Genomic DNA, 20,005 nt, shown 5'->3' with positions numbered 1-20,005 from the left:
ACGTCAGTTAAAGTGAATTCCTCTCTGGCAATAGGTGGCTTTACTTCTTGAGGGGTCTTTTTTGCGCACAAGGAAAAATGGAAAACATAGCTACAGATGTCGTGATTATAGGAGAGGGGGCGGCCGGTATCCGGGCCGCCCTCGCCGCCAGTGAAGAAGGGGCAAGGGTTTTGCTCCTCGGGAAAGGCCCCGTCGCCGCGTCCGGCGCAACATTTCAACCGATTTCAAAAGGCTGGGGCATTCAGGGGCTTGTTGGTGCAGAGCGGACAGACGCCGGCCTGAAGCGTTTTTATGAAGATATCATGAGGGTCGGTCTTGGGGAATGCGATCCGGTGTTGGCCCGTATTCTTGTGGAGGAGTCCGGACCCCGAGTGGACGATCTGATCGCTTTGGGAATTCATTTTTCAAAAGATTCTCAAGGTCGTTATATCCGGGTCAAAGGGTGTTTCAGTGAGGCGAAACGGTCCTTCCTTGCCCATGACAGCCGCAATATCAGCCATTCGTTTCTGAAAGCGCTTAGACGCGTTCCCGTCAAGACATTGAAGGGTTATGCGGTGGATTTGATTACAGCTGAGCAGGCCTGCTGGGGCGCTGTTTGTCTCTTGTCCAATGGCGAGTTTCTGAGGATCGATTCAAAGGCCACTGTCCTGGCAACCGGAGGGGGCGCAGGGATCTATGAACACAACTTGGTCAGTGATGCTGAAATCGGCGACGGCTATGCCCTCGCTCATCATGCGGGCGCCCTGCTCACAAACATGGAATTCATTCAATTTATGTTGGGTGCGAGGCCCGGAAAAAACCGTCCTTACGTATCCCTTTCCGGCCTCAACCGGCCACACATGATCCAGGACCCCGAGGGGCGGGATTTTCTTGAGGTCGCCATTCCTGATCCGGACTTGAGATCCGTTGCCCTGAAGGATCGAGAGCGTCATGCGCCTTTCAGCTGTCGGGATTCATCCTACCTGGTGGATGTCAGTATCGGGCGCTCTATTAGGGGGGGGAGAAGCGTTTTTTTAAAAGAGGTGCCGGGCGGGGCCGATACGTCACTGCACCATTTCGCCCATGCCTTCAATGGAGGTATCAAGATAGATAAAATGGGACGGACCACGGTCCCGGGATTGTATGCCTGCGGCGAGGTTGCCGCAGGCCCACACGGCGCGGATCGTATCGGAGGTTGCATGATGACGGCGACCCAGGTTTTTGGATGCAGGGCAGGAAAATATGCAGCGAGGCGTGGGGTACGGATGCGGCGATCTGCTTTTCCTCAGCCCAAGGCGCCGGACGCGACAAAATTTCCGGCGTTAAGCCGGTGTCATATGGACCAAGACAGTATGGAGATGATAGCGCATTTAAAACACAGCATGGGGAGGCATGCAATGGTGCTAAGGGATGAAAATGGGCTAAAAAGATGCAGCAACCGCCTCAACGACTGTGGTGTGAGGTTGGAGGAAATGAAAGAAAGAAAAGCCTTATCGGCCCTGAGATATGTTGAGATCCGAAATATGATTGTAACGTCCAAATTGGTGGTGAGGAGCGCTCTCATAAGGGAAGAGAGCAGGGGGTCTCATTATCGGGAAGATTTCCCTTTCGCTTCTGAATCCTGAAGACCCTGCGCGACCAACGTCCGAAGTGCCTGAACCCTTTCTCGATCAGATTCCTGCAGAACAAATATTTTCAACACCATCCGGTGTATTCTCGTCATAACCCAGCCATTATGGGGTTGAAAGAAACCAGCCCGAAGGAATTGTCCAGTGACCCGCGTAACAGGAAGGGTGAGCCTGAGTACGGCTGCTATATTCTGAATTTTCGCATATGCACGGGGGCATGTACAATACCAAACTCAGAGGTCTCGAGAAATTAATTGGCCCATTAATTGCAGACTGTATCATGATTTAGAAGATGATAGAGACGCAATTGAGTGCCGTGGGGCTGGTCCTCAGCACGATTGCAGATGGATGCTCATGAGAGGGAAGAATGGCTAAAAAGAAAGGAAAACAAAAGCCGAAATCGCACCATTCGGGGTCCGGAGAAGAGACCCATCAGCAGAAACAGGCCAGGAACTGTACGGATCAAGATATTCTTTATCGGCAGCTCCACGAATTGCAGGTAAACATGAAGGTGATGCAGTCGCAAAGGGCCGAACAGCTCCAATTGCGAGACGCGCTCCTTTTCCTGTTATCACGATTGGAAGGTCCTTTGCCCGACATACAAAAAGAACTGGCAGAGTATTTTTCAACCAATCACAACTTATCAGGTCGTATTGACATAAACACCTACAATATGGATGGCCGTGAAGATGCCAAGGATGTCAAGAGACAACAGGCGGTCGCACCAAAAGACAGCATCAACACTACCAAGGAATTCAGAGATTTCAAGTTAAAACACCGGGGTGAAACATGTTACATCGTTGGGGCGGGTCCGAGTTCAATGAAATTTGCCCATGCAGAAAAAGTTCCCCACTTCTCAATAGGAATCAATGAAGCGGTAAAAACCGTTGGATGCACCTATGGCATCACAACGGATAAAGACGCTTTTGACAAATATGGGAACGAAGAGGTGGTATGGTTCCTGCCCGAATACATGAATGAAAGACCCGGGATACCTTCCAAAGAACGGACCGCGCCTGGAAAAAATATTGTGCCTTGGAAAATGACCACATGGAGAGATATTTCCAGGCTGAATCAATCCCTGGAGGAACTGGCTGTTTCAAGAGAACTGTTCTGTTATTCCAGTTCCGCCCACCCTGCCGTGCACCTGGCCTACTATATGGGGGCCGGGAAATTGGTCCTGGTAGGGATTGACGGGAGCCTGTCGATTGACTGGTATGCGATTCACAAGGGGGTGACCCATACATTGTGTGAAAGGCTCTTCCCGGACGCCCATAGGGTTTACGTGCCTCCGGGAGAATGAAGATGATCCCAAATTTTTTTTAGAGGACCTGTTGCGCCCCGAGCATGGAAGGGCGGGAGCACGCCTTGGCGTGACCCGTAAGCGGAGCGAACCAATATCAAGAGGAAGCAGGAAGGGATGAAGATAATTGCAGCGCGGTTAGACCTATCCGTAAGCCAGGATTTCAAATCGAATATGATTCTGAAAAAAGGGATCGAGTACGTAGTCTCTGACGATTTTCCTGAAAAAGCAGAGAAGGAATTGGGTCCAGGTTGTGTCGAGGCCAGGGACTATGTCCCTGACAATTTCTATCGGGGAGAGGATCTTGAAGGGAAGAGCCTGTTCTGTTTCAGGACAGGGGGAATCGGCGATCTCCTCTTCATCACCACGGCCCTCAGGCAGCTCAAAAAGAAATTTCCTTCTGCCCAATTGGTCTTGGGGTGCAACTACATCTTCAGCACCATATTGGACAGCAAGGGAGATGGGTTTGAGCAGGTATACATGCCCCTTGAAAAGGAGATGATGGATCGATACGACTACATTCTCTTTTTTCAGGGGATCATAGAAGGGAACCCTGAGGCGGAAAAGAAGAATGCTTATGATTTGGTCAAGGATGCGTTCCATCTGGAAAAGCTGGAGGATCCTCTGCCCAGGGTGTATGTGGAAGAAAGGGCTCGGACGCGGGCAAGGAATTTTGTGGCGAGAACAGGACATACAAGGAGGTATAAGATAGGCGTTCAGGTCTCGCCTTCCCTCCCTGTTCGTGCTGTCCCGCCGCAATTGTTTATCGATTTTGTCTCAGGGCTGAGCGATGAATTTATGGTATTCCTGGTGGGAGGCGAGGCCCAGTGGGAGGAGATGGACTTAATCCTCAATCATCTGCCTCAACAAAAGCAACAACAGGCCGTTAACGCCTCAAGACACCTGCCCGCCTTGGCCGAGGCCGCCGCTCTGATAGGTGAGATGGATTTGGTTATCGGGCCGGACAGCAGCATGCTTCATGTTGCGGCTGCGTATCGAAGACCCCTCATCGGATTGTACGGCCCGTTCCATTCTGATCTCAGACTGAAATATTACAGGAATGCGATCGGTGTGGATTCAATGACCTTGTGTGAATTTGCCCGCGGGGAGTACAGTTCATGTTTTGAACATGGTCAAGGCGAGTGTCCGTTAGCGAAAAAGACCGGCCAATTCTATTCCCCCTGCATGACGTTCATTTTGCCCAAGCATATCTATCAGGCCATGGGCCTGCTCGGCTTCCCCGCCCCTGTGGAAGGGGGAGGGGAAATCCGGTGAGACGCCCGGTCGTATGGCAATATGGCCGGTGACGTCACAATTTTGACGGCGGTAAACTCTCCATGCCCCATGACCTGTTCGGCCATCGAAGAGGGGAAGGGTTCCTGTATCCCCCGGATAAGGCGGCATGTTTTTTGCAATATTGCTTGCACAGCACGTTTTTTTGGTGCTGGTTCGAAACCGTTGGCCAGGGTGGTGGATGATATGACGTGTTCAACCTGTGGCGATTTAACAGGGAAGAAAGGCAAGGCATTGGATGAATAAGAGCGAAAATCAGATTGCTGACGACATCAAAAAGATTGTTGAGGATATGGAGAGTGCCGGTCTCGGTGACATTGATGCATGGAAGGATACCCGCAGAAAGTTTCAGGAGGTGAGCGGGCGCATTCCCTCTTCCATGCCTGACTTGCAAAGCGTGTCGAGTCTATGCGAAGAAGGGCTGACCTTCCTTGCTAGAAATTCGGCCAAGGGCTTCTTGTCCCTGGTTGAGGCCATTTCCGAAGGATTGATCGCCTCTTCAGAATGCCTGTGCGGGGATGTAAATGGGGATGCCTTTCTCAGGAAGGCAGGGCGAATGCTGGAAGATGTCCTGAGCGACCTCCCGGTTAGGGGCGGTGACGCGGCCGATGTGACGGGATCCATTGGCGGAGGTGATACGCTTTCCATTAACGACGCTGCAGCGCTGCTAATCCAGATGGAACCGGATGATCTCACTGAGATGACGCGTCTTCAGGAATTGTTTCACGCCCTGGAAAAACATGAGGACTATCCGGATTCGGCGAAGGAGGCCATCTCTGATGCGGCATTAAGGGTGGAAGCGCTTATCGGATCGGAGGCGCCGGATGTGGAAGAAGCCATGGCCGCCATCGGCAGACTCGTAGAAAAGGCCATGAATGCGATGGTGGAAGATGAGATGGAATCTCCTCCGCCTGATCCGCTCCCGGTTCCGGAACGGGAACCCTTGTGTCAGACCTCAACCGGTGACCCGGAACCGATGGCCCTTCCCGAAGACGCAGATACGGACCTCATTGCAGAGTTTGTCAGTGAGAGTGCTGATCTCATAGAGGCGGCAGAGGAAGCCCTGCTGGCCCTTGAAACAGACCCGGAGGACATGGAGGCGGTGGGCACGGTCTTTCGTGCCTTTCATACGGTTAAAGGCGTATCTGCATTTCTTGAACTCATGACCATCTCAGAGATGGCCCATCATGCTGAATCGTTGCTCAGCCGCGTGCGCGACCGGGAGATCCGGTACGGGGGTGCGTATGCTGATCTGGCCCTACGTGCACTGGACATGCTCAAGCACATGGTTCAATTGGTCCACGGGGCCCTGGAGGGGAAACCCTTATATAAACCCGAGGGGTACGATGACCTGATGGAGCTCCTTGCCAGTCCGGAGGAGGCGGGCATATCCGATGAATACGGGTCTGAAGAGGGTACCCCCTCTCCGAGGATCGGGGATCTGCTGGTGGCGACGGGGAAGGCAGACAGGAAAAATGTGGAGGCGGCCGCAATCAGCAAGAGCGAAAAGCCGATCGGCGTCAAGATAATGAAATCAAGTGCTGCCAAGATGGAAGACGTGGCTCAGGCCCTGAGAACGCAGCGCAGCATGCAGGGAAAGCAGGTCGTCGATTCTTCGGTTCGTGTAAGCACCGGCAGGTTGGATAGACTGGTGGATATGGTAGGCGAGTTGGTCATCGCCCATTCCATGGTGGCACAAGATAAGGTAGTGGTGGACGGAGATAACTACGAACTCTCGAAGAAAGTGACCCAGACGAGTAAAATTGTAAGGGAATTGCAGACATTGGGCATGTCCATGCGGATGATCCCCCTGAAAGGGACGTTTAGAAAAATGACCCGGCTGGTGCGAGACATATCCCGGAAGGTGGGAAAAAACGTGAATCTCGTTACTGAAGGGGAGGATACCGAAATTGATAGGAATATGGTGGATATCATCAATGATCCCCTGATGCACATGGTGCGCAACTCCGTGGATCATGGCATTGAGCCGCCTGAGGAGAGGGAGCGGGTCGGCAAACCGAGAATTGGCATGCTCCGGCTGTCGGCCTATCATTCGGCAGGCAGCGTGGTGGTGGAGATCGCAGACGACGGCAGAGGGCTTGACCGTGATTCGATTCTTGCCAAGGCCCGGGAAAAGGGCCTTGTGGGTGAAGATACCTCACTTACAGAAAGGGAGATTTTCAATCTGGTCTTCGAACCGGGATTTTCTACTGCCAAGACAGTAACGGATGTCTCCGGTCGGGGTGTGGGCATGGATGTGGTAAAAAAGAACATCGAGTCCCTGCGTGGCCAGGTGGAAATCGAATCCGAATGGGGGAAGGGAAGCATTTTCAGGATGAGCCTTCCCCTGACCCTGGCCATTATTGATGGAATGGTGGTTCGAGTGGGAAACGAGACCTATATTATTCCGACGGTTTCCATCGTTAGATCCGTCAAACCGCAAGAGAATGAGCTCTCAACCGTACTAAACCGGGGCGAGATGTTATCGCTTCAGGGTCATTTGCTTCCACTGATTCAACTGGGAAGGCTCTTCCATGTGGAGGGTCTCTCCGGTCAAAATGACAATAAGCTGGTGGTGGTGGTGGAGGATGACAACAAAAAAAGGGCGGGACTGGTCATAGATGATCTGGTCGGGAGGCAGCAGATTGTTATCAAGACTCTGGGCGAAGGCATGAAGAACATTCCTGGAATTTCAGGGGGCGCCATCATGCCCAATGGCCAGGTCGGCCTGATTCTTGATGTTGGGGGCGTTGTAAAAATCGCCAATTCAACAAATTCCCTTCTAATTAGTACCCGAACGGAAACCCGGAAAATCAAGAGACAGTGAAATATAAGAGGAGGTTCTGTTAATGTAAATCTTGTTCCATCAATTTTCACTTTTCAATTCTTGAATATTCAATTGTGCCTGAACGGGGTTTTCGTTCAGACACTAATTAAGATATCCCTTGGATGAGGGAGTCCATCCAGATATGTTTTTTGGACCGCGTAAGGAGCAGCTCTGTGAACCTGATGTCAGCCGAGTTGAATGAAAGGGAGTTCAGGCACGTAAGCCAAATTGTGTATGGCATATGCGGCATCAATCTTAAAAATGGAAAAGAGGCCCTGGTGAGGGCACGGCTCATGAAGCGTCTGAGAGCCCTCAAAATGGAAAGCTTCGAGGAGTATATCAATTTTATCAAGACCGATGACGGAACCGGGGAGGTCGGTCTGCTTATCGATGTCATGACCACCAACAAGACCGGATTTTTCCGGGAGGCAGAACATTTCACCTACCTCCGGGACAGAATCATTCCGGAGATGAACATCCAGAAGATGAGGTTCTGGACTGCTGCCTGTTCTTCCGGTGAGGAACCGTTTTCCCTTTCCATGCTCCTCCGTGAGATCATTCCCGATATACGGTCTAAAGACATTTTGATTTTGGCCACAGACATTTCCATGAGCATGCTGAAAAGAGCCCGCGCTGCAATGTACGAAGAAGAGAGGGTTCGTGATCTCCCTCCTGCATTTCTGAAAAAATATTTTGTTCAAGTTGGGAGTGAGCGGCCGCGCACTTATCGGGTGACGGATGAGGTAATGGCAAATGTACGCTTTGCATGGCTCAATTTGATGGATCCATGGCCGATGAAGGGGCCCTTCAACGTGATATTCTGTCGCAATGTCATGATCTATTTTGATCGACGCACCCAACAAGAGTTGATCACACGGTTCTGGGATCTCCTGGAACCCGGCGGCTACCTCTTTGTGGGGCATTCTGAGGGCCTGTCTGCAATCGAGCACAGGTTTCGATATGTCCAACCGGCAATCTACAAGAAATAACCTTTTGGTATGCTTCCGGGTCAGATAATAAAATGAGACACGTTGTTCAAGTCGGCGATATGAAGGTCGGGATGAATGGAGATGTGGTCGTAACCCACGCGCTCGGCAGTTGTCTCGGGTTGATGGTACATGATCCGGTGGCCAGGATCGGAGGGCTTTTGCATGCCATGCTCCCCCTTTCCAAGATCAACCCTCAGAAGGCTGAGGTAAACCCTTATATGTTTGTAGATACAGGGGTGGTCAAGCTGTTCAAAGAAATATACCGCCTTGGAGGGAAGAAATCGAGGCTGGTTGTAAAGGCCGCTGGTTGCGGCAGGCCGATGGGCAACAACGAGATGTTCAAAATCGGGGAAAGAAATTATACGGTTTTGAAGAAGCTTCTCTGGAAGAACAACATCCTGCTGGATGCGGAGGATGTCGGGGGAACCGTCAGCCGAACGGTCCATTTTCATATATCGAACGGAAAAACAGTGATCAAGAGCGGGCAACAGGAGTGTGAGCTGTGAAACAAGGACGCTTGGATGATATTATTTCGGATGTCAGATCGTTTCCCAGCATGTCTGGCACGGCCTTGAAGATCCTGAAGCTTATTGACGACCCTGAATCCACCGCGTCCAGGATAGAGGAATTGCTCAGGGTTGATCCCGGTATCACGGCGAATATTCTTAAGTTGACAAATTCCGCCTATTTTGGACTTTCTGCCAGGATCGGCTCTATCAGACAGGCGATTATGTTGTTGGGATGGAAACGCTTGGGAAAGTTGGTGGTGACGTCGTGCATAAACGCTATTCTGGATAAACCCGTTCCAGGATATGATTTGCCTTCGGGAGAACTCTGGCGACATTCCATCGCTGTTTCCGTCGCGGCAGAATTGCTTGCCAAAGAGCTCGATATTACTGCCGATGATGAGATTTTTACCGCAGCGCTTCTCCACGACATGGGAAAACTGGTGCTGGGAAACTATGTTAAAGAAGACTTTCAGGCCATTGAGACGGCAGCAGGAGAAGGAATCCCGTTTCAGGCAGCAGAGCGCCGGGTTCTGGGGACGGATCATGCAGAGGTCGGGGCTCGACTTTTGGAGAGTTGGTCTTTTCCAAAATCACTTGTGGAATCGGTTAGATGGCACCACGAGCCGGATGGCGTGGAAGCGCCGAGCACGATCATAGACCTGGTTCATGTGGCCAACATGCTCTGTTTAATGATAGGCATCGGGGTCGGAAGAGAAGGTCTTCGATACGAACCGTCTCCCGCGGCAACAAGGCGGCTGGGATTAAAGACAACGCAGCTTGAGCTGGTGGCAAGTCAGACATTGCAGTGGGCCGATGAGTTGTCCGACCTTTCTGAAACGGGTTCACGGTAAATGGTCTCGCGCCGACTGGACTGTGGAAGTCTGACATACTGGATAATACCCATCTTATGGGGGGGATGAGAAACATGGCAATCAATCTCCTGGTAGTGGATGACAGTGGGGTCATGCGGGCGATGATCTTGAAGACCATGCGAATGGCGGGACTTGAACTCGCGGAGATCCACGAAGCGGCGAACGGGCAGGAGGGGCTTGATCTGCTGGAGAATCATTGGATAGATCTGGCGGTCGTTGATATCAACATGCCGGTAATGAACGGCGAGGAGATGATCGATCGGATGAATGAGAATCCGGAAATGTGTGCGATCCCGGTGGTTGTCATATCCACTGAAGGGAGCAAGGCAAGAATCGAGAGCCTGCAGCACAAGGGCGCCACCTTTATTCACAAGCCATTTTCAGCAGAAACGATCCGGGATACGGTCAAACATCTCTTGAGAATGGAGGACGACGATGGCAGAGCAGATCCGTGAGGCCCTTTCACAGGTTGCAGTCGATACTTTTGAAAAACTTGCATTTATGTTTGCCTTTCCCGAACCCGGAGAACCCGGGCAGCAGATTGAAGATGTGATCCTGGCCGGTGTGGTCTTCTCCGGACCTTTTTCGGGCCGGGTGCTGATGGGCATATCCGCCGCCCTGCTTCCTGAACTGGCGGCAAACATGCTTGGGCTGCACGATGAGGCGGATGTCACCCTGGAACAGCAATATGATGCCCTGAAAGAAACCTTGAATGTTGTCTGCGGAAACCTGTTGCCGGCCATTGCAGGGAGGGAGCCCATATTCAATATGGAAATGCCGAAGATTTTGTCACAGGATGAAATGCGTGAATCAGAGTCTTTGGCCAGGGTTCGATTGGAATTCGATGAAGGGGAATGCGATTTGGCCATTTATGTGGATGGAGGGATCAAGGGCTCCTGGCCATGAAAAATAGCGGCGCCCCCACCATCGTGCAGGATGAGAAGACCTGCGTGGTCTTCGGAATGCCCAAGGAGGCCATAAAAATGCGGGCTGCGGACAGAATCGTCCCGCTGCTTCACATCTCGGCCGCCATCATAGACATGCTCAGGGAAAAATCGGGTTTTGAGAAGAATACCCAGGGCGGCGTAGCCGCAACCAGAAAGGTAGGGCGCTAAAGAAGATCTTAACCCATGGCGCACCAACTTCTCCGCATGGTGCAGAGAAGCAGCAACCAAAAGTTTTAAACCGGGCTAAAGTTTGCCCGCCTTTTTGTCGATAATGATTTTAGAGGATTTGGTCCAACAGGTCCAAGGGCGGTCGGAAATAAGGGGGAAGAGATGGCAAGTATTTACGGGGTTCTTCAGGTGGGGAAACAAGCGCTGTTAACCCAGCAGGAGGCCCTCAATGTGACTGCGCACAACATGGCAAATGTGAATACCCCCGGCTACTCTCGCCAGAGGGTGGCGATGGAGACAAACGCACCTGTAACCATGAGCGCTGGACAGGTGGGGACCGGCGTAACGGTCAATGGGATCGAAAGGGTCTACGACCGGTATGTGACTGATCAAATCAGAAATGAAAATGGAACGTTAGGAAGATGGGAGGCGGAGAAGGGCGGTCTTGAACAGGTGGAGGTTGTGTTTAATGAGACGTCCGGATACGGGCTGAACCAGTCCATGGGGGAGTTCTGGAATGCGTGGCAGGACCTTGCCAACAATCCGTCCGGACAGACGGAGCGGCAAATGCTTCTGGGCGCAGGGGAGGCCCTGGCCGCCAATTTCCAGCAGGTCTATAATGACCTGGGAGAGATTCAGGACGAGCTGGACAACAATATCGCCCAGACCGTAAGCGACATAAATGTCAAGGCGGGGCAGATTGCTGAAATCAATCAAAAGATCGTTCAGATTGAATCCGGCCGAGGGACTGCAAATGATTACAGGGATGAGCGGGATCTGCTGATTAAAGAACTTGCCGGAATAATTGATATTACCGCGTATGAGCAAGACAACGGGAGCATCAATATCACATTGGGTGATGGGAACCTATTGGTGGATAATTTCACCTCGAATGACCTCACAACCGTGACGAATGCCTCCGGCTTTCGTGATGTGGCATGGGAAGCTGATGACGCCTTGATTCCAATCTCAGGCGGCACGCTGAAAGGCTATCTGGAGGTGAGGGATGTTGTGATTTCAGGCTACAAGGAGGATTTGGAGCAACTCGCCGACAGCATGCGGGACGCTGTCAATGGCCTACACGAAATCGGCTTTGGGCTGGACGGGACCTCGGGCAACGTCTTTTTTACAGGCACCTTGGCCGATAATGACTTTGGGGTTTCCTCGATCCTCTCGACCGATGTCAACAAGATCGCCGCATCCGGCACAGCGCTCGGCGTGCCGGGCGACAACAACAATGCCATTGCCATCGCGAACCTCCAGTATTCCTTGACCATGAGCAGCAGCACCGCAACCTTTGACGACTTCTACAATGCCATTGTCAGCGGCGTGGGCTTTGATGTACAAGCGGCCACCTCCAGTTATAACCATCAGGATTCCATGGTCAGCTACCTGGAAAATTATCGTGAATCCATCTCGGGGGTATCCCTTGATGAGGAGATGATCAATATGCTCCAGTTTGAGACTGCGTACGAGGCCGCTGCCAAGCTGATCAATACAGTTGATAAGATGCTCGAAACATTGATGAGTATCGCATAAACGGACATATTTTAGGGAGATTAAGCGTGAGGGTTACCAATAAGCAATTGCTGAATATCGTGACACGAAGTGTGGCCACCAGTTCTCAACAGCTCTTGAAGGCACAGGAGAGGGTTGCCTCCATGAAACGGATTAACCGGCCTTCTGACGATCCGATCGGCATCAGCAAGGTCCTTGACTACCGTAAAAGGATAGCCTCCATCGAGCAGTATACCCGGAATATTGCTTCTGCAAAGATTCAGGTTGAGACGACGGCGACAGGTCTCGAGGATGTGCATGCGCTGCTCAATGATGCAAAGGACATTGCCATCACCCAATTTTCCGCGGATGACGCATCCGGCAGGGAAACTGCTGCAAGAGAGGTAATCGGCATCTATGACCGGATACGCGATATCGGCAATACGCGACTGGGAGGATCATACATTTTTGCGGGTCACAAGACCGATGCCCCACCCTTTACCACGGATGAGAATTACGCGACAACATACCACGGCGACGATGGAGAGATTAATGCCATTGTGGGTGAAGGGATGTCATTAAAAATCAACGCCCACGGGGATGAGACCTTTACTGGGGTGGGGGTAACGGACGGGATTGATATCTTTGGAGTGCTGAAAGAGCTCAAGGACGCACTGGAGGCACCGGTCTATAATCCGGCAGACATTGAAGGCCAGGTCTCCAAGCTGGTCAAGGCGATGAATCAGGTCGAAAATGTCATGTCTCAACAATCCGTTGCGTTCAAACGACTTGATCAAACCGAGAATTATTGGAACAATCTGAAACAGAAGTTTGAGAATGTGCTGTCGAAGACCGAAGATGCAGATGCGGCTCAGGTGGTTGTCGAGCTGCAGGCCCAGGAAACCGCCTATGAAATGGCCCTGGCCGCTGCGTCGAGTGTATTGGACAAGAACCTTCTGGACTTCCTGGCGTAACTGGAAAAACAATGAAAAAGTTAACTTTTCTTGGAATGGCAATGGCGCTGTGGTGCCTGGGATATGGCACGGCCGCGGCGCTCGATCCCGATGATATGGCCCGATTGACAAAGGCCGGGTTGGGCGGCAACGTGATTCAGACGATCATTGATGAAAAGGTGATTGAGACCTGCGCCTTCACGGTTGACGAAATTATCGATCTCAAGAAGTCCGGTATGAGAGATGAGGCGATTGAAGGCATTGTAAAGAAGGGGTCGTTTATGAAGGGTCCGCAGAAGGTCGTCTATGGTAAAACGACCCAGACCCTCAAGTCCATCAGCCCTGAAGACATGATCAAACTGAAAGAGGCCGGCATCAGCGATGATGTGCTCAAGGAAATCGCAAGAGGAAACATAGATCGAGACGACATGGAACACCGAAGGGCCTGGGACATGCTCGATTCGATGGGTCTGTTGGTGGACGGTCGGCGGGATTATCCGGTTCCCCGACAATAATAGCGGCCCATGTCACACAACATTAGCTCACCATAGTCATTTTTTCTGGTTACCCATGATTGACTGCCATAAATGCCGTCACTATTTCATTACCTGGGATAAGACATTTCCTTATGGATGCCGGGCCATCGGGTTCAGGAGTCGACAGATGCCGAGCATTGCCGTCCGGACCAACTCGGGAAAAAACTGCCTTCTGTTCCAGGCTAGTCTTTCCTCCCTTCACTCGAAAAACTGGTGTCACCCAGAATCTTCACCGTCGCAACATCCGCAAGAAGAGCACCGATGGTCTCGATGGTTTTTCTGAAGGAGGTATTCCTGATATGTTTCCATCTCGCATCGTCGCTGTATCGCTCGGGGAGCTGGATGTTATAGAGAACAGGTGCTTTTGCATCGTCGAGGTCGCTGAAATCGGGTGAATGGACCCGAATCCATGCCTCGCCCGTGGGGACGATATCGGTCAGATAATCGATGGCAACCTGACCGTTGTCAAAGATGGTTGTGGTCAGCTTGGCCCCTTCTTTAAAATTGCCGATGGTGGCATCCGGAATCACTTCGAGAAGATTCCAACCTGCAAGGACAAGGCTTTCGCCGCTCCGGACAGCGCTTCCTCCCACCCCTTGGACAATATCTCCAAAGACAGCCTCTTTTATTTTCAGAAAGAAAAATTTCATCCGGTCTGTAACCCCCACGGGCGCTGCTTCCCCATCGGGACGCCATGCCCCGAAACTGAGAGCACTGCCCATATCCGTGAAAAAATCGCCTATTGCGCCTAAGAGCCCTTTGTGAGTTGCCTCCTGGATCTGATTGTTTTCATCCCTGTACAGAAACTTGGCCCCTAAAAACAGATTGTGGAAGCAATTTTTCAGGTTGTCAAAGGAATCAGAAATGTCCTTTCCAATCCGGTTCAAGAAGGGTTCGGATCCTTTCTCCTGAGGAATAACCGTGTTTTTCCTATAATCGTAATGATCGCCGCCGGGATTGCTGAGGAGCTGGTCGTCCTTATATTTCTGCCAATCGCTGAGTTCCTCTTCATAGACCGTGCTGCACCGGCTTGCCGCCCGGGTATCGGTCATGACTGGGCCAGACCCTCTGGTTTCCATCGTGAGATCAGGAGGCAACAATGTGGACGGGGGGTGCTGTATGGGCTCACCATCTGATAGGGGTGATTGCTCAACCAGTAGCGACTGGAAAGACACATCCCCTGTGAAGGCTTCATGGGAGAGATCAGGGGTATGCGGTGCCGTCGGGGATGCCCCGGCAATATACTGACAATCAATGAAGTTGTTGGGTATATCAGACATCTGTTGGCATCAAGAACAAGTGACTACAGTTGGAATTGACTGAGTCAGGAGCGAGCAACGAGCGGCAAGGGCCAGAGATCAGAGGTTTCGGATGCCGAAGGTTAGAACCCCCGGCATTCGAATTATCCCTGTATTCCGGCATTCCAGCATCCACTATTGACCTGTTCCCTCGAAAAGGGCCTTTTGCGTGTCCATGTCCCACCTGAAGGTGTATCTAAGCCCCTGGGTTTCTTTGAATCGCTTCAATGCCTCCTTTGAGTGCCCCTTCCATACCCCGTCAATTCTGTCTCTGTAGAAGCCCAGTTCCGCCAGTCGCGCTTGTATAAGCTTTGCAGCCAATGGATTGGTCGGATTCAACGCAATCGTTCCTGTGGCAAATGGACCGTTCTGCGGCCTTTCAATCTCATTTTCCGTGGGCTTGTTATGGATCTTTGTGTCAAGGGCTTCCTGTTCCGGATGCTTGTTTGAAAATCCACTTTCTGTTTTATCGGCAGGCCGGGTCTCGATCGGTTTTTGGATTAGGGGTTCATCCGGAAGTTGGATCGTGTTTGCCGCCTTTTTTAGCGCTTCGTTCAGGCGGATGGAGAAGTCACAGGACGTGAGGATGGCGTTGCCCGGGATCTTCAGGAGCCTCACCGATACATATGCCAGGTCGTCTGAGACGATAAAGTCTCCCACAATTGCCGCCTGTAGCTCATAGGGGGATGTGATCCCCTTGCTGTCTTGCAGCAGTTCCGGGTTGGCGGCCTTTCCTTCAGCAAAAGCGAGATGTTTCGGCATTCTCAGATCGATTACCCTGTACCCGTGTTGAGAAAAGCGGGATGCCACCTGTGCGCCCAATAACGTGCCAAAAGTGGAAGATCCCTTTGGGTGCTCAAGATTGATGAAGCCTGTTGAGAGTATGGGCATGATCCGGTTGAGTTCAGATACCAGATGCCTTTCCAAATGGTCGGCGGCCCCATATGCGGCCTTGATGAGGTCCGCATCATAATCGACTGTCTGGGATGCGTGACAGATCCCTGACCCGAGGACGGCGATCACGATGATTGCCGGAAGAGTCAGAATGAGACGAAAATGATGTTTTGCGGCAGCAATCATGACAGCCTCCTATCGATCGGTAAGGGAATAATTGGACTGAGGCGGATATGTGATGTCTGTCTCTTGAACATACTGCCACCATTCGGGATCATCGATATAGTAAATGGAAGAATTTCGCATCATGTAGCTTCCATTCTGTGTGAGGGAGGTTGTCAGGATGATTTCGTTTTCCGGCAGGATAAACACATGGTCTCCGACCTCATGGCTCAGGCGGGTCGTTTTGCTGATCCGGTAATTTCTGCCGACATCTTTGCGGTCCTCTGGGGCCGGGGGGCCTGTCTTTACAAGCAATCCAGGCCCCAAAGAATCATACACCTTGCTGTCGATTCCAATGACACGCTTGGGGTGTTTTACCAATTCTATATCAAAGCTGAGTATCAGATTGTCCTCCGGATCGTTGGAGACGCTTAAGCCCTGCTCAAAGAGATGGGTAATCAGGAGGGCATGAAATACCTTCTCAAAGGGCGTGATCCCTGACGGGGATACGTAAATGCCCCTGACTCGCCGAGGATAGCTGGTTTCCAGCCCCTTTTTGACGAGGCCGGCCGTGTGCCCGGCAATATGATCCCAATGGTGAACCGCCTGGATTTTCTCCTGGGTGGTGAGGGGGAAGAGCTTCGGGACAGGCGCTTCCGAGGGCAAAGGTTCAGGGGGTGGGTTTTTAAGGGAAACCGACAGACATCCCCCAACAACAAACAGGCACAGAAAGAGTATGGAAAGGCCCTTTGTGTGAATGCGCATATGGATTTCCTCCATTCGGTTCAATTACCTCAAGATCGATCGGGTGATGTCGTCGTTCGGCACTTCATAATCGCAGCCTGCCAGCACGGAACTGTCCTGAGTTCTCACAATGCGGGCGGAAACAAAGATGAAATGATCGGATACCGCATAGGTCCCGACAAGCGCCGCGCGTATTTCCCTGGAGCTGCCCAGGTCCTTCAATTCCCTCGAGAGTATGAATTCCCCCTGTCCCTTCTTTATGAACACGGATTCCTGCCTAAGTTTGATCTCGATGATCCTTAAGCCGTGCTGGGCCAGCCGGCTGGCAACCTGTTCCGATACGATTCGCCCGAAGGTGGAGGATGTTGTCAGGCTGTCAATGTCGACAAAACTCGCGGCCATTATCGGCGTATCCAGAGAAAATTGTCGATTAAAGAGGGCGCCGGCCAATCTGTCCGCAGCCAGATAACTGGATTCGAGCACCGTCGTATAAGGCTCCACAGGAACGGTGTCAATCGGTCCGGAAACAGCGGCATTTTTGGCAGTTTGCCCGTCATGATGGTAAGAAGGTGCGCAGGCGCCGAACAGAACGGGTATCAGCCCCAATACCAGGAGAGGTTGCAGCAAGATTTTCAGAAAAGACGAACCGCGCATCTCAGAAGTCTGGATATGTGGCGTCTTTTCAATTTCTTCAGGGAAATATTCAGGAATGATGTTTTTTAACATATGCGGTTATCCATAGGTTGTCATCGTCTTATGAAAGGTTCCTCTCTATCCTCATCATTTCTTCGATAAATGGAAAGTCACTTCTGTGGAGGAACCGTGAGGATCATACGGCAGAACTTCTCTGCATTTTTTCTCATGAGCGAAGCCGGGTCTGGCGCCGATTCCCCTTGGCTCAGAAAAAAGATGAAGTCTTTTGACCTGGAAGGGGATGCGGTTTCTGATGCCTTGGCATGCCAGAGAACCCTCGGTTTCCCCCCTCGAACGCTGATTACCCGTATTTCTTCGCTGACGCGGGATGCCTCAATAGCGTCTCCTTCAAAATAGTGAAGCAATCGGCCCGTAATGATGAGGTCAAACCTCTTGTTTCGGGCGACGGTGACCAGATTGCCAAGGGTCATATCCGATATGTCAGGCTGAGATATCACCTCTCGGAATGCCCGGCTCTTCTGAAGTTGATTACACAATATCCGGCTTGCGACCGGCCCCATCTCCGGTGCATAGTCAGGTCCGGAAAAGGCAAAGACCCCCACTCTCGCCCCTGTGGTGTCGTTCATTTCAGGGAATAAATATATTTCCTCTGGAGGCTCACCCGCAGGGAGTGTAGCTTCACGCTGATATGCACACCCCGATAAGAGAAACATGGTGATAATTGTCCATATTCCCATTTTTGAGTAGGATTTCATCTTGTGAGGCGCCGTATTTTGTCTTTGTCTTAGCATCGAATCCGAAATATTCAGGCTTTAATTCACCGAAGCCGATTCACCTATCGATTCAACATTGATACAATTTTCATGCCAATCAGTTTGAGTGGATCCCCATCAGGTTTCTCCCTGTATTCACTCCGATCACGTGCTGCAAAGGTTTTTTTAAAACAGCAGTTTATCGTTATTCAATCGGCGGAAAGTCCGCTCCGGTGAAAAAGTATTTCCAGGAGCGCATCTCCAGAAGGATGATGATGCTCAAGCAGATATATCCAGGGGGAGGGAAAAATCTTGCCGGTTGCCCTTCGAACGAAATCCCTGAAAGTGGGGCATTTCACTATTCGGAATGCGTCATAATATTGACTCGCAACCAGGAGGATATGCATTGAGAGAGCGAATATTGGAAGACGTAGCCCCGGAACTTGGAAAAGGGGGTCCGGCAATGGGTGTTTGATCGGATCCCTGCGGAGATAGCAGATGCGGTATGGATTTTGCAAAAGTCTGGGAAATCAAATCTCTGCGAAGGCTTGTATGGCCCTTTTCGAAAACGGCGCCTTACTCCAAAACAGTGGCTCAATTACTCGGGACGGGATTTCCGTTCAGACACCACATAGAAACAGATGGAAATGCAGCTCCATGAATCAGGAGATCTTAGATTGAATCCCGGCACCTCGGAGGCCCTATACCGACAGGGCAATGTGCTTCAGAGGCGCGGAAGGCCGGCCCAGGCGATTCCCTACTATCAGAAGGCCATAACACTGCGGCCCGATCATGTTGAAGCCATTTATGAATTGGGTAATGCATTCCAGGCACAAGCGCGATTGGACGAAGCCATTGCCTGTTATCAGAAGGCCATTCAGATGGTCCCCGATTCCATTGCGGCCCATTTCAACATGGGCAATGCCCTGCTGCGCAGGGGGAGATTGGCGGAAGCCATCGCCTCTTACAGGAGCGCCATCCGTCTCAACCCGGATACGGCCGAAGCATACTGCAACATGGCCACGGCCTTCAAGGAGCTGGGGAAATTGGATGAGGCGGTGGAGGGGTACCGAAAGGCGGTTTCATTCAGGCCTGCCTACGCCGATGCTCTGAACAATCTGGGCAATGTGTATCACCTGACCGGCAGGCTCGATGAGGCCATCCAATGCTATCAGAAAGCCGTAACACTGGCGCCGGACAATGCTGAGGTCCACAACAACCTGGGGAGTTTGCTCAAGGACCAGGGAAAAATTGGAGAATCAATTCAATGTCATCGAAAGGCACTGGAACTCAAACCGACCTATGCGGAGGCACATAGCAACCTCCTCTTTGCCATGCACTATGATCCGGGTTCAGGGAGCCGGGAGATATTTGAGGAATGCCAGGCCTGGTGGCAGCAGCATGGGGCGCCTCATGCAGGGAAGTTTATTCATCATAATGAGCCCGACCCCTCCCGAAGGCTTAGGGTGGGCTATGTGTCGCCCGATTTCAGAGAGCATTCGGTCAGCTATTTTTTTCTGCCCCTGCTTCAGGGTCATCACCCGGATGTGGTGGAGATCTTCTGTTATTCGGATGTGAAACGGCCGGACGGCATGACAACACGCATCAAGGGACAGGCCGATCACTGGTGCTCTGTTGTGGGACTCGGTGACGCCGATGTGGCGCGGAAGATATACGACGACCGGATCGATATCCTGGTTGACCTGGCAGGACATACGGCCAATAACCGTCTGTTAGTATTTGCCAGGAAGCCTGCACCGGTCCAGATGACCTGGCTGGGGTACCCGAACACCACGGGCATGCCGGTCATGGATTATCGCATTACAGACGATGTGGCCGATCCTGCGGGAGAGGCCGACCCATACCATACCGAGCGACTGGTGCGGCTGCCGCAGGGGTTTTTGTGTTATGCCCCGCCGGATGAGGCGGGAGACATATCGCCGCTTCCGGCCCTGGAACAGGGGCGGGTTACCTTCGCATCATTCAACAATCTTTCCAAG

The 20,005-nt window shown here is 51.7% G+C and carries 19 protein-coding genes; 14 read left to right on the top strand and 5 right to left on the bottom strand.

Annotated features, from left to right (window positions below):
• Positions 1-77: 77 nt before the first annotated feature.
• The 13 genes from K9N21_04775 (at position 78) to K9N21_04715 (ending at position 13,480) form a co-directional block, all read left to right on the top strand.
• Entirely contained in the window at positions 78-1,604 is a 1,527-nt protein-coding gene (locus K9N21_04775) for an FAD-binding protein (GenBank protein ID MCF8143216.1), read from the top strand.
• Positions 1,605-1,974: 370 nt separating this feature from the next.
• The gene (locus tag K9N21_04770; protein ID MCF8143215.1) at positions 1,975-2,910 is read left to right on the top strand and encodes a hypothetical protein; all 936 of its coding nucleotides are present in this window, start codon (positions 1,975-1,977) and stop codon (positions 2,908-2,910) included.
• 117 nt (positions 2,911-3,027) lie between these two features.
• Positions 3,028-4,185, top strand: a complete 1,158-nt coding sequence (locus K9N21_04765) for a hypothetical protein (GenBank protein MCF8143214.1) — start codon at positions 3,028-3,030, stop codon at positions 4,183-4,185.
• Positions 4,186-4,441: 256 nt separating this feature from the next.
• Positions 4,442-7,030 carry a chemotaxis protein CheA gene (locus tag K9N21_04760; protein ID MCF8143213.1) on the top strand — a complete coding sequence of 863 codons (2,589 nt, stop codon included), beginning with the start codon at positions 4,442-4,444 and terminating at the stop codon, positions 7,028-7,030.
• A 173-nt stretch (positions 7,031-7,203) separates the two neighbouring features.
• Positions 7,204-8,019, top strand: a complete 816-nt coding sequence (locus tag K9N21_04755; protein MCF8143212.1) for a protein-glutamate O-methyltransferase CheR — start codon at positions 7,204-7,206, stop codon at positions 8,017-8,019.
• A 32-nt stretch (positions 8,020-8,051) separates the two neighbouring features.
• Positions 8,052-8,525, top strand: a complete 474-nt coding sequence (locus tag K9N21_04750; protein MCF8143211.1) for a chemotaxis protein CheD — start codon at positions 8,052-8,054, stop codon at positions 8,523-8,525.
• Complete coding sequence (locus K9N21_04745; protein ID MCF8143210.1) at positions 8,522-9,379, top strand: HDOD domain-containing protein; 858 nt, start codon at positions 8,522-8,524, stop codon at positions 9,377-9,379. Before K9N21_04750 ends, K9N21_04745 begins: the two co-directional genes overlap by 4 nt.
• 74 nt (positions 9,380-9,453) lie before the next feature.
• Complete coding sequence (locus tag K9N21_04740; protein ID MCF8143209.1) at positions 9,454-9,855, top strand: response regulator; 402 nt, start codon at positions 9,454-9,456, stop codon at positions 9,853-9,855.
• Positions 9,836-10,306 (top strand): chemotaxis protein CheX, encoded by a 471-nt coding sequence (locus K9N21_04735; GenBank protein ID MCF8143208.1) that lies wholly within the window; start codon positions 9,836-9,838, stop codon positions 10,304-10,306. Before K9N21_04740 ends, K9N21_04735 begins: the two co-directional genes overlap by 20 nt.
• Positions 10,255-10,515 (top strand): hypothetical protein, encoded by a 261-nt coding sequence (locus tag K9N21_04730; protein MCF8143207.1) that lies wholly within the window; start codon positions 10,255-10,257, stop codon positions 10,513-10,515. The genes K9N21_04735 and K9N21_04730 overlap by 52 nt, the downstream gene beginning before the upstream one ends.
• A 162-nt stretch (positions 10,516-10,677) precedes the next feature.
• A complete protein-coding gene (gene flgK, locus K9N21_04725; GenBank protein ID MCF8143206.1) occupies positions 10,678-12,054 on the top strand; it encodes a flagellar hook-associated protein FlgK in 1,377 nt (458 codons plus the stop codon).
• A gap of 26 nt (positions 12,055-12,080) precedes the next feature.
• Positions 12,081-12,986 carry a flagellar hook-associated protein FlgL gene (flgL, locus tag K9N21_04720; protein MCF8143205.1) on the top strand — a complete coding sequence of 302 codons (906 nt, stop codon included), beginning with the start codon at positions 12,081-12,083 and terminating at the stop codon, positions 12,984-12,986.
• A gap of 11 nt (positions 12,987-12,997) precedes the next feature.
• The gene (locus K9N21_04715) at positions 12,998-13,480 is read left to right on the top strand and encodes a hypothetical protein (protein ID MCF8143204.1); all 483 of its coding nucleotides are present in this window, start codon (positions 12,998-13,000) and stop codon (positions 13,478-13,480) included.
• A gap of 203 nt (positions 13,481-13,683) precedes the next feature.
• On the opposite strand, the gene K9N21_04710 is transcribed toward K9N21_04715, so the two are convergent.
• The 5 genes from K9N21_04710 to K9N21_04690 form a co-directional block, all read right to left on the bottom strand.
• Positions 13,684-14,553 carry a hypothetical protein gene (locus K9N21_04710; protein ID MCF8143203.1) on the bottom strand — a complete coding sequence of 290 codons (870 nt, stop codon included), beginning with the start codon at positions 14,551-14,553 and terminating at the stop codon, positions 13,684-13,686.
• 381 nt (positions 14,554-14,934) lie between these two features.
• On the bottom strand, positions 14,935-15,879 hold the full coding sequence (locus K9N21_04705; protein MCF8143202.1) for a peptidoglycan-binding protein: 945 nt from the start codon (positions 15,877-15,879) through the stop codon (positions 14,935-14,937).
• Positions 15,880-15,888: 9 nt separating this feature from the next.
• Positions 15,889-16,620, bottom strand: coding sequence for a hypothetical protein (locus K9N21_04700; GenBank protein MCF8143201.1), 732 nt, complete (start codon positions 16,618-16,620; stop codon positions 15,889-15,891).
• Positions 16,621-16,644: 24 nt separating this feature from the next.
• Positions 16,645-17,325 (bottom strand): hypothetical protein, encoded by a 681-nt coding sequence (locus tag K9N21_04695; GenBank protein MCF8143200.1) that lies wholly within the window; start codon positions 17,323-17,325, stop codon positions 16,645-16,647.
• 77 nt (positions 17,326-17,402) lie between these two features.
• On the bottom strand, positions 17,403-17,990 hold the full coding sequence (locus K9N21_04690; protein ID MCF8143199.1) for a hypothetical protein: 588 nt from the start codon (positions 17,988-17,990) through the stop codon (positions 17,403-17,405).
• A 692-nt stretch (positions 17,991-18,682) separates the two neighbouring features.
• Here K9N21_04690 and K9N21_04685 point away from each other — a divergent pair.
• Positions 18,683-20,005: tetratricopeptide repeat protein (locus K9N21_04685; GenBank protein MCF8143198.1), on the top strand; the 1,323-nt coding region annotated here is incomplete at its 3' end.

The sequence above is a fragment of the Deltaproteobacteria bacterium genome, from assembly GCA_021737785.1.
Classification (GTDB): domain Bacteria; phylum Desulfobacterota; class DSM-4660; order Desulfatiglandales; family Desulfatiglandaceae; genus AUK324.
This window is presented reverse-complemented; position numbering and strand designations above follow the sequence as displayed.

Coding starts and splice junctions, on each gene's coding strand:
- K9N21_04775 (MCF8143216.1), top strand. CDS start 78: ATGGAAAACATAGCTACAGATGTCGTGATTATAGGAGAGGGGGCGGCC.
- K9N21_04770 (MCF8143215.1), top strand. CDS start 1,975: ATGGCTAAAAAGAAAGGAAAACAAAAGCCGAAATCGCACCATTCGGGG.
- K9N21_04765 (MCF8143214.1), top strand. CDS start 3,028: ATGAAGATAATTGCAGCGCGGTTAGACCTATCCGTAAGCCAGGATTTC.
- K9N21_04760 (MCF8143213.1), top strand. CDS start 4,442: ATGAATAAGAGCGAAAATCAGATTGCTGACGACATCAAAAAGATTGTT.
- K9N21_04750 (MCF8143211.1), top strand. CDS start 8,052: ATGAGACACGTTGTTCAAGTCGGCGATATGAAGGTCGGGATGAATGGA.
- K9N21_04740 (MCF8143209.1), top strand. CDS start 9,454: ATGGCAATCAATCTCCTGGTAGTGGATGACAGTGGGGTCATGCGGGCG.
- K9N21_04735 (MCF8143208.1), top strand. CDS start 9,836: ATGGCAGAGCAGATCCGTGAGGCCCTTTCACAGGTTGCAGTCGATACT.
- K9N21_04730 (MCF8143207.1), top strand. CDS start 10,255: ATGCGATTTGGCCATTTATGTGGATGGAGGGATCAAGGGCTCCTGGCC.
- flgK (MCF8143206.1), top strand. CDS start 10,678: ATGGCAAGTATTTACGGGGTTCTTCAGGTGGGGAAACAAGCGCTGTTA.
- K9N21_04715 (MCF8143204.1), top strand. CDS start 12,998: ATGAAAAAGTTAACTTTTCTTGGAATGGCAATGGCGCTGTGGTGCCTG.
- K9N21_04710 (MCF8143203.1), bottom strand. CDS start 14,553: ATGACCGATACCCGGGCGGCAAGCCGGTGCAGCACGGTCTATGAAGAG.
- K9N21_04705 (MCF8143202.1), bottom strand. CDS start 15,879: ATGATTGCTGCCGCAAAACATCATTTTCGTCTCATTCTGACTCTTCCG.
- K9N21_04700 (MCF8143201.1), bottom strand. CDS start 16,620: ATGCGCATTCACACAAAGGGCCTTTCCATACTCTTTCTGTGCCTGTTT.
- K9N21_04695 (MCF8143200.1), bottom strand. CDS start 17,325: ATGTTAAAAAACATCATTCCTGAATATTTCCCTGAAGAAATTGAAAAG.
- K9N21_04690 (MCF8143199.1), bottom strand. CDS start 17,990: ATGGGAATATGGACAATTATCACCATGTTTCTCTTATCGGGGTGTGCA.